Source organism: Streptomyces sp. NPDC104761 (assembly GCF_055583445.1).
Genome location: NZ_JBVJNZ010000001.1, coordinates 1,148,235 through 1,162,774, shown reverse-complemented (window position 1 = coordinate 1,162,774; position 14,540 = coordinate 1,148,235). Strand labels below are relative to the sequence as shown.

Annotated in this window: 12 protein-coding genes and 3 pseudogenes; 7 read left to right on the top strand and 8 right to left on the bottom strand. The window is 71.6% G+C overall.

Translation table 11 applies throughout. The features are described from left to right. Positions 1-13: 13 nt before the first annotated feature. Together ACZ63F_RS05285 and ACZ63F_RS05280 are read left to right on the top strand one after the other, a co-directional pair. A complete protein-coding gene (locus ACZ63F_RS05285) occupies positions 14-2,539 on the top strand; it encodes a right-handed parallel beta-helix repeat-containing protein (RefSeq protein WP_469708867.1) in 2,526 nt (841 codons plus the stop codon). An 84-nt stretch (positions 2,540-2,623) separates the two neighbouring features. Beyond that, positions 2,624-2,785, top strand: a pseudogene (locus ACZ63F_RS05280) (cytochrome P450); the annotation flags it as partial. A 21-nt stretch (positions 2,786-2,806) separates the two neighbouring features. Here ACZ63F_RS05280 and ACZ63F_RS05275 read toward each other — a convergent pair. Further along, positions 2,807-3,361 (bottom strand): cysteine hydrolase family protein, encoded by a 555-nt coding sequence (locus ACZ63F_RS05275; RefSeq protein WP_469708865.1) that lies wholly within the window; start codon positions 3,359-3,361, stop codon positions 2,807-2,809. Between the two features lie 158 nt (positions 3,362-3,519). On the opposite strand from ACZ63F_RS05275, the gene ACZ63F_RS05270 reads away from it, so the two are divergent. Then, a complete protein-coding gene (locus tag ACZ63F_RS05270) occupies positions 3,520-4,134 on the top strand; it encodes a TetR/AcrR family transcriptional regulator (RefSeq protein WP_469708864.1) in 615 nt (204 codons plus the stop codon). Between the two features lie 17 nt (positions 4,135-4,151). Here ACZ63F_RS05270 and ACZ63F_RS05265 read toward each other — a convergent pair whose 3' ends face one another. Further along, positions 4,152-4,790 (bottom strand): HD domain-containing protein, encoded by a 639-nt coding sequence (locus ACZ63F_RS05265; RefSeq protein WP_469708863.1) that lies wholly within the window; start codon positions 4,788-4,790, stop codon positions 4,152-4,154. Positions 4,791-4,891: 101 nt separating this feature from the next. Between ACZ63F_RS05265 and ACZ63F_RS05260 the strand changes: the two genes are divergently transcribed. Then, the gene (locus tag ACZ63F_RS05260) at positions 4,892-5,923 is read left to right on the top strand and encodes a GlxA family transcriptional regulator (protein ID WP_469708861.1); all 1,032 of its coding nucleotides are present in this window, start codon (positions 4,892-4,894) and stop codon (positions 5,921-5,923) included. Further along, entirely contained in the window at positions 5,920-6,393 is a 474-nt protein-coding gene (locus ACZ63F_RS05255; protein WP_469708860.1) for a GNAT family N-acetyltransferase, read from the top strand. The genes ACZ63F_RS05260 and ACZ63F_RS05255 overlap by 4 nt, the downstream gene beginning before the upstream one ends. 1 nt (position 6,394) lies before the next feature. On the opposite strand, the gene ACZ63F_RS05250 is transcribed toward ACZ63F_RS05255, so the two are convergent. The 3 genes and pseudogenes from ACZ63F_RS05250 to ACZ63F_RS05240 form a co-directional block, all read right to left on the bottom strand. Then, the gene (locus ACZ63F_RS05250; protein ID WP_469708858.1) at positions 6,395-6,946 is read right to left on the bottom strand and encodes a GNAT family N-acetyltransferase; all 552 of its coding nucleotides are present in this window, start codon (positions 6,944-6,946) and stop codon (positions 6,395-6,397) included. Positions 6,947-6,960: 14 nt separating this feature from the next. Further along, the gene (locus ACZ63F_RS05245; protein WP_469708856.1) at positions 6,961-7,398 is read right to left on the bottom strand and encodes a glutaredoxin domain-containing protein; all 438 of its coding nucleotides are present in this window, start codon (positions 7,396-7,398) and stop codon (positions 6,961-6,963) included. A 100-nt stretch (positions 7,399-7,498) separates the two neighbouring features. Further along, positions 7,499-8,391: pseudogene (locus ACZ63F_RS05240) on the bottom strand (NADP-dependent oxidoreductase). Between the two features lie 125 nt (positions 8,392-8,516). Between ACZ63F_RS05240 and ACZ63F_RS05235 the strand changes: the two are divergent. Then, the gene (locus tag ACZ63F_RS05235) at positions 8,517-8,921 is read left to right on the top strand and encodes a winged helix-turn-helix transcriptional regulator (protein WP_469708855.1); all 405 of its coding nucleotides are present in this window, start codon (positions 8,517-8,519) and stop codon (positions 8,919-8,921) included. A 94-nt stretch (positions 8,922-9,015) separates the two neighbouring features. Here ACZ63F_RS05235 and ACZ63F_RS05230 read toward each other — a convergent pair whose 3' ends face one another. The 3 genes and pseudogenes from ACZ63F_RS05230 to ACZ63F_RS05220 form a co-directional block, all read right to left on the bottom strand. Beyond that, the gene (locus tag ACZ63F_RS05230; RefSeq protein ID WP_469708854.1) at positions 9,016-9,567 is read right to left on the bottom strand and encodes a GNAT family N-acetyltransferase; all 552 of its coding nucleotides are present in this window, start codon (positions 9,565-9,567) and stop codon (positions 9,016-9,018) included. 306 nt (positions 9,568-9,873) lie between these two features. After that, positions 9,874-10,926: a hypothetical protein gene (locus tag ACZ63F_RS05225; protein ID WP_469708852.1), complete on the bottom strand. Its 1,053-nt coding sequence runs from the start codon at positions 10,924-10,926 to the stop codon at positions 9,874-9,876. Positions 10,927-11,117: 191 nt separating this feature from the next. Beyond that, positions 11,118-11,726 (bottom strand): annotated as a pseudogene (locus ACZ63F_RS05220) (formylglycine-generating enzyme family protein); the annotation flags it as partial. A 380-nt stretch (positions 11,727-12,106) separates the two neighbouring features. On the opposite strand from ACZ63F_RS05220, the gene ACZ63F_RS05215 reads away from it, so the two are divergent. Further along, the gene (locus tag ACZ63F_RS05215; protein ID WP_469708850.1) at positions 12,107-14,377 is read left to right on the top strand and encodes a M4 family metallopeptidase; all 2,271 of its coding nucleotides are present in this window, start codon (positions 12,107-12,109) and stop codon (positions 14,375-14,377) included. The last annotated feature ends 163 nt before the right edge of the window (positions 14,378-14,540 follow it).

Here is a 14,540-nt window from a genome sequence, read left to right as displayed (position 1 = left end):
CTGAGGAACGTAGATGACCACCCGTCACACCGTGGCGCCCAAGGGGCAGGGCGGCCGGGGCGCGTACCGGACCATCGGCGAGGCGATACGCGCGGCCTCGCCCGGCGATCTGGTGGTGATCGCCCCCGGCACCTGGACCGAGAACCTGGTCCTGGACCGCGCGGTCGTGCTCACGGCGGAACACGGCCGGGGCAGTGTGGTGATCGCGGCGCCGCCCGGTGAGGCGCCGGCGGTGACCGTGGACGGGCCGGACTGCGCCCTGCACAACATCACGGTGTGGGGCTCCGAGGCGGGCCTGCCCGCCGTGAGCGTGTCGCCGGGCGCCGGGCTGGTCCTGGAGGAGTGCTCGGTGGAGGGCGGCCGGGTCCAGGTGAGGGGCCCGGAGGACGAGGAGGGCGGTACGACGGCCGTCGTCCTGCGCCGCTGCCGTCTGGAGGGGGCCAGGCTGGCCGGTCTGCACCTGGCGGGCGGGGTCCGCGCCCGCCTGGAGGACACCGCGGTGACCGGTGTCGACGGCACGGGCGTGGTGCTGTCCGGCACGGCGAGCCTGGACGCGGTACGGCTGCGGCTGGAGCGTACGACCGGGTCGGGGATGCGGCTGCGCGGCCGGTCCCGGCTGCGGCTGACCGACTCGGTGCTGGCGGGCAGTGGCCGGGCCGGGCTGCTGCTGGAGGATTCCACCGAGGCCATGGCCGGGGAGTCGCGGATCGAGACGCCCGGCGCGGCGGGGGTGCATCTGACCGGTTCGGCGCGGGCCGAGCTGACCGACTGCCGGATCCGGGGGGCGGCCGCCAGCGGGCTGGTCGTGCAGGAGAGCGCGCAGCTCAGCGCGTCGGGCTGTTCCGTGGCCGACGCGGGGGCCAACGGGCTCCTGGTGACGGGCTCGGCCGAGGCGCAGCTGGCCGACTGCCGGATCGACCGGAGCACCTTCAGCGCCGTCCATCTGGCCGGTACGGCCGTCGGGCGGCTCGCCGACTGCCGGGTGCGGGGCGGCTCCGAGCACGGGGTGCACGCCACCGGCGAGGCCCGGATCGAGCTGACCGACTGCGGGATCACCGACGTCGCCATGACCGGGGTCAGCGTCCTGGAGCGGGCGGTGGCCACGCTCACCGGCTGCCGGGTGGCCGGGACCGCCGCCGGGATCGGCATCGACTCGCCCGCCGGCAGCACGGTCGCGGACACCACGGTGACCGGGACGAAGGAGATCGGCGTCCAGGTCGCCAAGGGCGCCGCCGTCTCCCTCACCGGGATCCGGATCAGCGGCGCGGGAGCGGCCGGCCTGGTGATCGACGAGGGCGCCGAGGCGACGGTGACCGGCGGCCGGGTCGAGGACTGCGCGGGCTCCGGCGCCGTCGTGTGGACCGGCGCCAGACCGGAGGTGACCGGGCTGCACATCGACCGGCCGGGCAAGAACGGGGTGTTCCTGGCCGAGGGCGCGGGCGGCACGTTCACCTCGCTCGACGTCACCCGGGCGGGCTTCCCGGCGCTGCACGTCGCCAAGGGCGCCGACCCGGTCTTCCGGCACTGCCGGATCCGGGACTGCGCGGAGGCGCTGGGCGCCGACGAGGGCGCCGAGCCGGTCCTGGAGGACTGCACGGCGGACGGCACCCCGCTGGCCTTCGGCACGCCGGCCGCGGCCCCCGCGAACGGCAGGCCCGGTGCGGCGGCCCCCTCCTCCCCTTCTGCCGCACAAGCGGCCGGCGACTCCGAAGAACCGGAGGAGGAGAGCCTGGAGGACCTGCTCGGCGAACTCCACGAACTGGTGGGCCTGGACCGCGTGAAGCAGGACGTCGGCTCCCTGGTCAAGCTCATGCAGACGGTCCGCCGCCGCGAGGAGGCCGGTCTTCCGGCCCCGCCGCTCAGCCGCCACCTGGTGTTCGCCGGCAACCCCGGCACCGGCAAGACCACGGTCGCCCGCCTCTACGGCCGCCTCCTCAAGGCCCTCGGCCTGCTGCGGCGGGGCCATCTGATCGAGGTCGACCGGACCGCGCTCGTCGGCGAGTACGTCGGCCACACCGGCCCGAAGACCACCGCCGCCTTCAACCGGGCGCTCGGCGGTGTGCTCTTCATCGACGAGGCCTACTCGCTGGCCCCGGCCTTCGCGGGCAACGACTTCGGCACCGAGGCCGTGGCGACCCTGGTGAAGCTGATGGAGGACCACCGCGACGACGTGGTGGTCATCGCCGCCGGCTACCCCGGCGACATGCACCGCTTCATCGGCTCCAACCCCGGCCTCGCCTCCCGTTTCGGCCGCACCCTCCTCTTCGAGGACTACGAGCCGGGCGAGCTGGTGTCGATCGTCGAGTTCCAGGCGGGGCAGCACCGCTACGAACTGACCCCCACGGCTCGCACCGAACTGTTCTCGCTCTTCGAGGCCATGCCCCGCGGCGAGGGCTTCGGCAACGGCCGTTCGGCCCGCCAGATCTTCCAGGAGATGACCGAGCGCCAGGCCCAGCGCGTCGCCGAGCTCACCGCCCCGACGGCGGAACAGCTGATCAGCCTGGAGGCCCACGACCTGCCCCACCCGGCCGCCCGCTGACGGCACGCTCGTGTCGTACAACCGTACAATTTGAGGCCGAACGACAGTCGAGAAGGAGCCACCGTGCCCGGTCACCGGTCCGGTGTGTGCCTGGGCAACCTGCTCGCGCGCACCGAGATCCGGATCATGTTCGAGGAGCTGGTCCCGCGGCTGGCCGGCATCCGGCTGGTCGGCGAAGTGCCGCGGGTGCGCTCGAACTTCGTCAACGGCATCAAGCGGCTGCCGGTGGAGGTGACCCTCGCCTGAGGGCAGGACGGAGCCGCTCGCTCAGAGCGCCGCGGCCCACTCGTCCACCGTCGTGACCTCGGCCTGCTTCGGGAACACCTTCTCCGTGAGCACCCGGTGCACCTCCGGGTCGGAGTCGAGGCAGCCGTCGGACAGGACGGTGAGCTCGAAGTCGAGGTCCGCGGCCTGGCGCAGGGTCGACAGCACGACGCCGCTGGTGGCGATGCCGGTGAGGACGAGGTGATCGATCTCGCCGGCCCGCAGCACCATGTCGAGGTCGCTGCCGGCGAAGGCGCTGACCCGCCGCTTGGTGACCACCGGCTCGCCGGGTGCGGGAGCCACGTCCGGGTGGACCCGCGTGGCCGGGCTGTCCCCGGCCAGCCGCGGTGCTGCGCCCACGAGGCCGCGGAAGGTCTTGTTGCGGGCGCTGACCTCCGGGTAGCCCGGGCGGAAACCGACGACCACGTAGATCACCGGGATGCCGGCGCCCCGGGCGGCGTGGATCGCCTTTTCCAGCCGGGGCAGGTAGTCGGCGTCGGGAAAGCGGTCGACGACGACCTCCTGGACGTCCATGACGAGCAGGGCTTGCTGAGGCACCGTCTCTGTTCCTTCCACGCGGCCCCGTTGGTCATCAAGCGTTTACTTGGCAACGTAGCCCTCGCTGCGGGATCATGTCAACGGATGATTACTTCGTGGCGGCCCCGGGGACCCGGTCCGCCGAAGGGCCCGGGGTGGCGTCGAGGAGAGGAGCCGCTGTGCCGTCGGACGACGTGACGGGCCGTCCCGGCGGCGGGACCCGTCGCCGGGATGCCGCGGCGACCCGGCGGGCCCTGCTGCTGGCCGCCCGCACCCGGTTCACGCAGCTGGGCTACGACCGTACGACGCTGCGGGACGTCGCCGCGGACGCCGGGGTCAACCTGGCGCTCATCAAACGGTACTTCGGCTCCAAGGAGGGCCTGTTCAAGGCGGCGCTGGCGTCGACGCCCCGCTTCCTGGGCGGTGACGGGGAGTTCCCGCGCGACCGGGCGGCGCTCGCCGAGGCGCTGAGCCGGCAGCTGGCGGCCGGGGCGTGGGCGGAGTTCGGTGAGCACCCGGTGCTGATGCTGCTGCGGGACTCCGGGGACGAGCAGGTGGCCCAGCTGCGCCGGCAGGCCCTGGCGGAGTTCGGGCGGCAGGTGCTCGAAGCGTCGGGCGGCTCGTCGGCACCCGACGCCCGGTTGCGGGCGGAGCTCCTGGTCGCACTCGGCGTCGGGGTCGCCGTCGTACGCTCCGCCGTCGGCCTGCGCCCCCTGGCCGACGCGACGCCCGAGGACCTCGTGGGCCCCCTCCGCGACGTCGTGGAGGGCCTGCTCGGGCCACCGCCGGACTGAACGTCCCGCTCGCAGGGTCACTCGGGCCAGGCGGAGTTCTTGATGACCTCGACGAAGTCACCGCGCCGGAAGCCGGGGACGTAGTGGGCGAGCACGTCCGCCTTGACGTTGCCGAAGGTGGTGTCGGGACGGTCCTGGATGCCCTCGGTGAAGGCGGCGAGGATCTGGTTCTTGAAGTCGGGGCGAGGGTGCGCTTCGACGACCGCCGCGCGCTGCTCGTCGGTGACGTCGTGGTAGCCGATGCCCAGCACGTCCAGCTCGACCCCGCGGGTGACCAGGGCGATCTCGGGGGCCATGTGCAGCGGGATCTCCGGGGTGGTGTGCAGGGCGATGGCCGTCCAGACCCGGTCGGCGGGCTCGCCGGTGATGCCGTGGGCCCGGAGGAAGGCGCGGGCCTCGTCCGCGCCGTCGATCTCGAAGCGCTGGTCGGTGCGGCGCAGGCTCTTGGTGAGCCCCAGGTCGTGGAACATCGCGCCGACGTACAGCAGCTCGGGGTCGTAGCCCAGCCGCAGGGCGCGGCCGCGCAGCGAGCCCCACAGGAAGACCCGCCGGGAGTGGTCGAACACCACCGGGGTGGCGACGTCACGGACCATCTCGGTGGCCTCCCGGACCAGGGCGGTGTCCGGAATCCGCACACCTGCGATCTCTTCGTTCATCGTTCTCGGCCTCCGTACCGGATGGGTGAGGTACGTCCAGGTTCCTCCGGGGACGTAGGCTGGGCCATGTCCCTGCTGCCAGGAAAACCACGGATTCGGACATGACGCATCGGGTGGGCTTTGTGGTCTTCGAGGGGGTGACCATGCTCGACGTCAGCGGTCCGTCGGAGGTGCTGCACCAGGCGGGCCGGCTCGCCGACCCCTACGAGCTGGTGCTGGTCTCCCCGGAGGGCGGCACGGTGACCACGTCCGCCGGACTGGCACTGACCGGCACGGTCCGGGCGGCCGACGCCGGCCCGGTCGACACGGTCCTGGTGGCCGGCGGGGACCGGCTCGCCGAACGGCCGGTCGAGGAGGCGCTGCTGGCCACGGCCCGCGCCCTGAGCGAGCAGGCGCGCAGGGTCGCCTCGGTGTGCACGGGCGCGTTCGTGCTGGGCGAGCTGGGCCTGCTCGACGGCCGGCGCGCGACCACGCACTGGCGGCACGCGGCCGCCTTCGCGCGCCGGTACCCGCGGGTGCGGGTCGAGCCGGACGCCATCCACATCCGTGACGGGCGGTACGTCACGTCGGCCGGCATCAGCGCGGGCATCGACCTGACCCTCGCGCTGGTGGAGGACGACCACGGCGCGGACGTGGCCAGGGACGTCGCCCGCGAACTGGTGGTGTTCCTGCAACGCCCCGGCGGCCAGTCGCAGTTCTCCACGGCCATCGCCACCCCGCCGGCCCGCAGCGACGTGCTCCGCACCCTGGTCGCGGCCGTCCTCGCCGATCCGGCCGCCGACCACACCCTGCCCGCCATGGCCGCGTCCGCCGCCGTCAGTCCCCGGCACCTGACCCGGCTGTTCACCGCCGAACTGGGCGCCACGCCCGCGCGCTGGGTCGAGCGGGTCCGCCTGGACCGTGCCCAGCAGCTGCTCCTGGCCGGCCACAGCGTCACCGCGGCCGCCCGGCACAGCGGCCTCGGCAGCGACGAGACCCTCCGCCGCGCCTTCGCCCGCCACCTGGGCACCACCCCGTCCCACTACCGCAGACGCTTCGCCACCACCGGCCCCCCGGACCAGGCGGAACATCCGGAACAGCCGGAGCAACCGGAACAGCCCGAGCAACCGGAGCAGCCGCAACGCCTGCCATGATCGTCGGCATGGGCATACACATCGCGCCGGCCACGACGGCCGACTTCCACCGGGTTCTGGCCGATCATCCGCGTTACTGGGGCGAACGCGACCTCCGTTCCCTGCATCTGCAGGCCCTGGTGCAGGAGTTCGGTTCCACCTGCCTGGTCGCCCGGGCCGAGGACGGAATCCGCGGGTACGTCTTCGGGTTCGTCACCCCGGACGGCACCGGGTACGTGCACCTGATCGCCACGCGGGACGACGCCCGCGGCACCGGTCTCGGGCGTCTCCTGTACGCGGAGTTCGCCACAGCGGCGGAACGTCACGGGGCACGGAGGCTGAAGGCGATCACGTCGGTCCAGAACACCGGCTCGATCGCCTTCCACCGCAGCCTCGGCTTCGACGCGGAGATCGTCGACGACTACAACGGCCCCGGCCGCACCATGGCCGTCTTCCACCGGGATCTGCCGCTCGACGTCCCGCGCCCCTGACTCACGCCTGGAGCCGCCCGGTCGCGACGTACTGCTCCGACGACAGCGCGAACACCCGTACCGGCCGACCCGAGGTGGGATTCACGGTCTCCCGGACCGGATGCATCCCCAGCTTGGTCATGATCCGTTCGGAGGCGTCGTTGCCCACCTGGACGATGCTGACGATCCGCTCCAGTCCGCGCTCCTCGAACCCGAACCGGACGGCGGCCACGGCGGCCTCGGTGGCCAGGCCCCGTCCCCAGTGGGCACGTCCCAGCCGCCAGCCGACCTCGACCGCCGGCAGTACCTCCGGCAGGAACGCGGGTACCGACAGGCCGGTGAACCCGGCCAGTTCGCCCGTGGCCCGGATCTCCACGGCGAACAGGCCGAACCCCCGTAACTCCCACTCGCTCTCCCATGCCCGGACCCCGTCGCGGGTCTGCTGTTCGTCACGGACACTGCCGTCGCGGATCCACCGCATGACCTCGGGGTCGGCGTTGACGGCAGCCATGGGCGCGATGTCCTCCTCGCGCCAGCGACGCAGGATCAGACGGGGAGTCTCGAGTATGACCATCCGGTCATTGTGGATCACACGGGCGGAGAGAGCTGCGCGCGCACCCACGCGGGGTCCGGGTTGGTGTACGGCTGCCCCGCCACGACGACGGTCGGCACGGTCTCGTTGCCGCCGTTGGCCGCCCGCACCGCCGCCGCTCCCGCCGGGTCGCGCCAGATGTCGACCCAGTGCATCTGCCGGGCGCTGCGCCCCAGCCGGAGGCGCAGTCGCATGCAGTACGTGCAGCCCGGCCGCCAGAAGACGACCGGCCTGCCGTCGGCCGCACTGCGGCGTTGCGCCTCCTGCGCACCGACCGACCTGGGGAAGACCAGCGGCGAGTTGACGCCCGCGAGCGCCAGGAACGCCAGGAGGAGCACGGCCGCCGTGCCGGGGCTCCCCTTGACGAGCAGCCCGGTCGCGACGGCCGAGCCGCAGAGCACGAACAGCACCGGCAGGGTCCAGGCACGCGTCATGCCGACAGAGGCTAGTGGATCGGCCGCACGGGCGGACTCCCGGGCCCCGACGGTGTGCTGGCCCACCCGCACCGGCACCCTGCTGCCCGGCCCGTACCGGCTACGGGACGAGCACCAGCCGCCCGCGCACCCCGCCCGCCGCCAGCCGGGCGTGGGCCTTGGCTGCGTCGTCCAGGGAGAACGTCTCGGCCACCCGGAGTGTCAGCACGCCCTCGTCCACGAGCCCCGCCAGCTCCGCGAGGCGTGCCCCGTCCGCGGTCACGGCGACGGCGGCCGTCCGCACCCCGCGCACCGGGGCGGGCTCGCCGCCGGGCCGGACACCGACGTAGCCGCCCCCGTCACGCACCCACTCCAGAGCCGGCTCACCCAGGACCGCCGCGTCCAGTACGGCGTCGAAGCTCGCGGCCGCGACGGCGTCGCCCGCCGTGAAGTGCGCGGCCTCCAGCGACCGTACGAGCTCCTCGTCGGCCTCGCGGGCCAGTGCGGTCACCGAGATCCCCCGGTGGGCGGCGAGCTGGACGGCGAAGCCGCCGACCGCGCCGCCGCACCGGTCACCAGGAGGGACTGACCCTCGGTCAGCTCCAGCAGGTCCAGGGCCTGTGCGGCGGTCAGGCCGTTCAGCGGCAGCGTCGACGCGTGCACGGCGTCCACCGAGGCCGGTGCCGTGGCCGCCGCGTCCGCCTCGACGACGACGTACTCGGCGTGCGAGCCGAGCGGCCGCACGATGCCGGGGTCCAGCGCCACCACCTGGTCGCCGACGCTCCAGGCGGTCGCGAGGCCGACCGCGTCCACGGTTCCGGCGACGTCCCAGCCGAGCCCGATCCGCTTGCCCGCGCCACCGAAGAAACCGGCCCGCACACCCGCGTCCACGGGGTTCAGCGCGGCCGCCGCGACCTTGATCCGCACCTGGCTCGGGCCCGGCTCGGGCCGCTCCGTCTCCACGACCTCCACGGCCTCGGGTCCGCCGAACGTGCTCACCACTGCTGCGCGCATGACGCCTGGCTCCTTCTCTGTCCTTCGTGTTGTGGTCTCTCCTCAGCTGTCTGCAACCCTAGGAAGAGCTACTATCCATTGGTAAGTAGTTACCTGAAGGTGCCCAGGTCCCCCGGAGGTGAGCGATGCCGACGACGACGGCGGCCCAGCGGCGCGAGCAGGCGCGCGTGGCGTACGACGCGTTCCTCCGGGCCTGCCCCACCAACCAGTTGCTCGACCGGATCAGCGACAAGTGGGTCAGCCTGGTCGTCTGCGCGCTGGCCCCCGGCCCCATGCGGTACAGCGAACTCGCCCGCAAGATCGCCGGCGTCAGCCCCAAGATGCTCACCCAGACCCTGCGCTCCCTCGAACGCGACGGCATTCTCGCCCGTACGGTGACCCCGGCCGTCCCCGTCCGCGTGGACTACGAACTGACCACGCTCGGCCTCAGCCTCTCCCTGCTGCTGGCGGGCGTGAAGGACTGGGCGGAGACCCACATCGAAGAGGTCCACGAGGCCCGCGAGCGTTATGACGCGGAGGCCGAGAGTTAGTGTGACGCGCCAGAAGTCCTGAGGGTTAGTTCGGCTGCCCGGACCAGCATCCGCACGGCGCGTCATGCCACAAGCAGGGGGATCGGCGCTCGCGTCACTGAGCGTCGGGGTCACGCAGGCCAACTGCGTCATGCCGCCAGAACGGCTCTGCATAGACCAGCGTCCCCGTCATCCATGGCTCATGCGCCGGGAACCTGATGACCTGAAAGGCATCGTCCGGGATGCGCAGGGACGGCTTTCGGAAGCCCAGGCCCCCACCGCACACGAAGCCGAAACGCGAGTAATAGCCCGGATCACCCTCCAGGAAGACGAGCGGAACAGCCCGCTCGGCGAGGACCTCCAGTCCGTGTCGAACCAGGGCCGAGCCGATACCCCGCTTATGGAGCTCAGGCATCACGGCCAAAGGACTGAGGACTTGCACGTCAACCAGCCGGCGAGGCGCATCGAGAAGACTGCGGGTGAACATGACATGTCCGACGACCTGCCTGTCGTGCTCGGCGACCAACGAGAGACCGTCCTGGGGTGTGATGGTGTCCCGCAGGGTATCGACCAGGTCGGCCACGACAAGGCCATGGTCACCGAACGCCTGCAGGTGAACATCCCGCACGGCCTGCCTGTCGCTCGGACGTTCTTCGCGAAGATCCATGCCCGGAGGGTAAAGGCCACTCCGAACGGGTCGCACACGGTTTTGGAACCGGAAGGGCACCCGGCCGGTGACCGCTCTGTTGTCCGTTGACAGCCAACCCGGTCCGGTCGAAGCCTCCAACCTGCGCGGACTGGGTCGGCTGTCAGGGCGGCCGTGCCGAACGCGGCGGCTCAGGCCCGGTCACCTGGGGGGATGGCTGCTGTGCGGTGACGCAGGTGCGCACGTCTCTATGTCAACTGACGTGGGTCGCCGCCTTGCGCCCTTCACGTCTGCGCGGCTGTCGAGCAGGCTCTCGGGACAAAACTGTCAACTGTTGCGGTGCGCCCACTGCGCGGCCCGGACCGTTCCCTGCTGGATGTCCTGCCGGGGCAGTTGGAGACCGAAAGCGTCCTCCAGAGCGTGGAAGTACAGCTCGAACTCGCTGGTGAGTTCGGGGTGGTCCAGTTCGGCGCGTCGTATGGCCTGGTTGAGGAAGTCGAGCTGACCGCCTCGGAAGTAGGGGGCGCGGTCGTACCAGATCAGCTCCAGGACGCCCCAGTCGTCGTCGATGCGGCGGCCGTTCCGCATGTAGTCGAAGGTGTAGATCGCCTTCGCGGAGGTGGCGCTCAGATGCACCGTCTCGGTGACGCCTAGCCGGGCGAGAGCCTCAAGCTCGGGCCCGGAGCCGGGGGTCTCGTGGTACATCAGGAACGCCCAGTCGCCGGCCTGCCCGAAGCAGCAGGTTTCCCAGACGGTGTCCCAGTAGTCGAAGGTTCCGCCGTCCATGCTGCGCAGATCCGCAAGACGGGTCCCGGCGGCGATCTGTGCGGGGTCGGCTCCGTGAAGGAGGGCGATCCTTTCGGCGCAGATGCTCTCGCCACGGAAGAAGGCGAGGTGGGTGTAGGGGTCCTGTTCGCGCCAGCTGTCGGCGATCCAGGCGAGGCGCTCCAGCGGGTCGCGTCCGCACGCAGTGGGAGGCTGGGCACCGTCCATGCCGCCGTTGCGGAATCTGCTGCCCCAGGCGGGGTTGATCCGGTCCAGCAGGTCGGCCTGTCCGGAGACCAGATTGGCCACCGGGCCACTGCCCGGGGACCGAGCCGCGATGTGCTCGGCCAGCTTGCGGACCGCGTCCTCGGCGGCGAAGTACAGCACCTGATCCAGGTCCTGAGTGACGAAGACCTCCCGGTAGGGACCGATGTGGCCGCGCACCGTGCCGTCGTCCTCCAGGACGAGGAACAGACGACCGTGCGGCTCGCCCACGTGCTGCTCGTACTGGTTGGGCGAGGTGCCGATGGGCGGGAGCATCGCGTCATCGAGCACGTCAGAGCCCACGGCCACCTGGTGCCAGGCCCGCTTGAGTGTGTACGCCGAGATCTGCATGGGCGTCAGTATGCGATCGGGCACCGACACGGTCGGCTGATCTGCGACGACTCGGTTCGATGACAAACGACTGGGTTCGATGTCAACGGACATCTGTTGCACACCGGACCAGTATCCGGACCGAACGCTCGCTCCTGATGGGGCTCCTTGGATTCGGCCACCCTGTGATCGGACCCGGCTCGGAGCCGGTCCTACGTGGCTGGTGCCGCCAGGCGGAAGCCCACGCCGATCGCTTCGAGATCCGCCTCGTAGGCGCCGTGCCGGCGGGCGCACCGGGCCAGATCCCGGTCGTAGCAGAAGGCGCCGCCTCGGGTGATGTGCCGGTCGAAGGCCCAGTGCTCGGTGCTCGGCACCTCAGCAGGCGCGCCGGGGTAGGGGGAATAGAGGGTGGAGGTCCATTCGTCGACGTCACCCGCCATGTCCAGCACCCCGAACGGGCTGGCACCTTCGGGGAACGAACCGACCGGCGTCGTGGTACCGATACCGAAATCCACCAAGTTGGCCAGGCCGGTGCGGTACTCCTCGCCCCAAGGGAACTCCGGGCCATCGTCTCCCCGCGCGGCGCGCTCCCACTCGTCCTCCGTGGGCAGCCGCACCGCGATGTCGAGCCGGTCCCCGAGCCACCGGCAGTAAGCCGTCGCCGCCTCCCAGGTGATCCCGGTGACCGGGTGGTCCGCCCGCGTCTGGGAGGCGGTTCGGCCGGTGGCCGCCGCGAAGAGTGCCCACTGGCCGACCGTGACCGGTGTACGGGCGATCCGGAAGGCCGGGACGTGGATCTCCGGCGCCGGGGCTTCCTTCATCCTTTCCAAGAATCGCCATCACTCCGGCGGGGCGAAGGTTCGCTGATGCGGCCTCAGGGGCTGTCCGCCTCCGCGGCCGAAAAGCGCTGTTCAGGCGCTCGAACGCGCCGCTCGCAACCGCCAGTTCAAGCCGTTGTTCTGATGCGGTCATGACATTCGCGTCCCGCGGGTGTCAATCTGCTCTCCGAAAGTTCACCACCTGCTCACAGGTGTCTCACACAACTCCCTTTTCCAACCGCTGACTTCAGCCCGCACGGCAGTGAGGAACCGACCCGCCTCCGAGCCGTGCCACCCACCCGCGCGCCGCCGGACGGCCTCACCAGGCCGACCCGCTCTCCCGGGCCCCACCAGGGCCCGATCACCCCACAGAAGGAGAACGCATGCTCCGGCAGGACCGTCATCACCGTCGCACCAGACACGGCGTGGCCCTGGCACTGACGGCAGCGAGCGCCATGCTCGTGGCCGGGATCCAGAACGGCACCGCCGCGGCCGCATCCGGCGGCCACGCCACCGCGAAGATCCAGGCCACCCCCGACGCCGGCGCGGCCCCCGCCCCGCTCTCGCCGGCCAGGCGTACGGCACTGCTCAAGACCGCCGCCACCACGGCCCCCGGCACCGCACGGACCCTCGGCCTCGGCACCGGCGAGAAATTGCTCGTCAAGGACGTGACCCAGGACGCCGACGGGACCACGCACACCCGCTACGAACGCACGTACGCGGGCCTGCCGGTCCTCGGCGGCGACCTGATCGTGCACGACAGCCGCGGCCGCCTCACCGTGTCGCGTGCCACGAGGGCGGCCCTGGCGCTGCCGTCGACCAAGGCGAAGGTCCCTCCGGCCACGGCGAAGGCCCAGGCGCTCACCGCGGCGGCGAAGGCCGGCGGCGAGCACCCCGCACTCGACGGCGCCCCGCGCCTGGTCGTCTGGGCCGCTTCCGGCCACCCCGCCCTGGCCTGGGAGTCCGTGGTCGGCGGCTTCCAGGACGACGGCACGCCCAACGAACTCCACGTGATCACCGACGCGGACACCGGAAAGCAGCTCTTCCGGTACCAGGGCGTCGAAACCGGCACCGGCACCGGCCAGTTCAGCGGGACCGTGCCGCTCAGCACGACGCTCTCCGGTGCGACGTACCAGCTCGTCGACGGCGACCGCGCCGGGCACCGCACCTACGACCTCAACCAGGGCACCTCCGGCACCGGAACGCTCTTCACCGACGACAACGATGTCTGGGGTGACGGCACCCCGGCCGACCGGCAGACCGCGGGCGTGGACGTCGCCTTCGGCGCGGCGGCCACCTGGGACTACTACAAGAACGTCTTCGGCCGCAACGGCATACGCAACGACGGCGTCGCCGCCTACAGCCGCGCCCACTACGGCAACAACTACGTCAACGCCTTCTGGCAGGACAGCTGCTTCTGCATGACGTACGGCGACGGTTCGGGCAACAGCCACCCGCTCACCGCGCTCGACGTGGCCGCCCACGAGATGAGCCACGGCGTGACCGCGGCCACCGCGGGCCTCACCTACTCCGGCGAGTCGGGCGGTCTCAACGAGGCGACCTCCGACATCTTCGCCGCCGCCGTCGAGTTCTACGAGAACCTGCCGGCCGACGTCCCGGACTACCTGGTCGGCGAGAAGATCGACATCAACGGCGACGGCACACCGCTGCGTTACATGGACAGGCCCTCCAAGGACGGTGCGTCCAGCGACAACTGGAGCTCCTCCCTGGGCGGCCTCGACGTCCACTACTCCTCGGGCCCGGCCAACCACTTCTTCTACCTGCTCTCCGAGGGCAGCGGGGCGAAGACCGTGAACGGGGTCGCCTACGACAGCCCCACCTACGACGGCCTGCCGGTGACCGGCATCGGCATCGACAACGCCCAGCGCGTCTGGTACCGGGCGCTCACCACCTACATGACGTCCAGCACGAACTACGCGGGCGCCCGCACGGCCACCCTCCAGGCCGCGGCCGACCTGTTCGGCGCCTACAGCCCCTCCTACCTCGCCGTGGCCGACGCGTGGGCGGCGATCAACGTGGGCCACCGCATCGCACTGGGCGTCAACATCGCGCCGGTCGCGGACCAGATCAGCGGCATCGGGCAGGCCGTCTCCCTCCAGACGGACGCGTACACCACCAACTCCGGCGCGGGCCTGACGTACTCGGCGACCGGGCTGCCGGACGGCCTGACGATGAGTGACACGGGCCTGATCTCGGGCACTCCGACCACCCTCGGCACCAGCGACGTCACCGTCACGGTCACCGACGACACCGGGGCGAGCAGCACCGTGGGCTTCACCTGGGAAGTGGCCTACGTCTACGCCAACGCCACCCGTGTCGACATCCCGGACAACAGCACGGCGGTGGAGTCCCCGGTCACCGTCACCGGCCGCACCGGGAACGCCTCGGCGACCACCCAGGTCTACGTGAAGATCATCCACACCTACCGGGGTGACCTGACGGTCGACCTGGTCGGTCCCGACGGGACGGTCTACTCGCTGCTGAACCGCAGCGGCGGCTCCGCCGACAACGTCGACCAGACGTTCACCGTCGACGCCTCCGCACAGCCCCTGAACGGCACCTGGAAGCTCCGGGTCCAGGACCACGCCGCGATCGACGTCGGCTACATCGAGCAGTGGCGGCTCATCCCCTGACCCCGACCCCGGCCGGTGACCTCAGTCGGTGACCTCGGCCGGATGTACGGTGCCGGTGGGGGGGGGGAACCCCCCGTCCCCCCACCACAACACCCCCCCGATGGTTGCGGAGCCCCTCCCTGGTCAAACGTTGTTTGAGGGGAACAGGTGCGGGGCATTCTGT

Bases quoted from the DNA above. Each gene is read 5' to 3' on its own strand.
- ACZ63F_RS05235 (WP_469708855.1), top strand. From the start codon at position 8,517: ATGCCGACGACGACGGCGGCCCAGCGGCGCGAGCAGGCGCGCGTGGCG.
- ACZ63F_RS05260 (WP_469708861.1), top strand. From the start codon at position 4,892: ATGACGCATCGGGTGGGCTTTGTGGTCTTCGAGGGGGTGACCATGCTC.
- ACZ63F_RS05225 (WP_469708852.1), bottom strand. From the start codon at position 10,926: ATGCAGATCTCGGCGTACACACTCAAGCGGGCCTGGCACCAGGTGGCC.
- ACZ63F_RS05250 (WP_469708858.1), bottom strand. From the start codon at position 6,946: ATGGTCATACTCGAGACTCCCCGTCTGATCCTGCGTCGCTGGCGCGAG.
- ACZ63F_RS05285 (WP_469708867.1), top strand. From the start codon at position 14: ATGACCACCCGTCACACCGTGGCGCCCAAGGGGCAGGGCGGCCGGGGC.
- ACZ63F_RS05215 (WP_469708850.1), top strand. From the start codon at position 12,107: ATGCTCCGGCAGGACCGTCATCACCGTCGCACCAGACACGGCGTGGCC.
- ACZ63F_RS05245 (WP_469708856.1), bottom strand. From the start codon at position 7,398: ATGACGCGTGCCTGGACCCTGCCGGTGCTGTTCGTGCTCTGCGGCTCG.
- ACZ63F_RS05230 (WP_469708854.1), bottom strand. From the start codon at position 9,567: ATGGATCTTCGCGAAGAACGTCCGAGCGACAGGCAGGCCGTGCGGGAT.
- ACZ63F_RS05255 (WP_469708860.1), top strand. From the start codon at position 5,920: ATGATCGTCGGCATGGGCATACACATCGCGCCGGCCACGACGGCCGAC.
- ACZ63F_RS05265 (WP_469708863.1), bottom strand. From the start codon at position 4,790: ATGAACGAAGAGATCGCAGGTGTGCGGATTCCGGACACCGCCCTGGTC.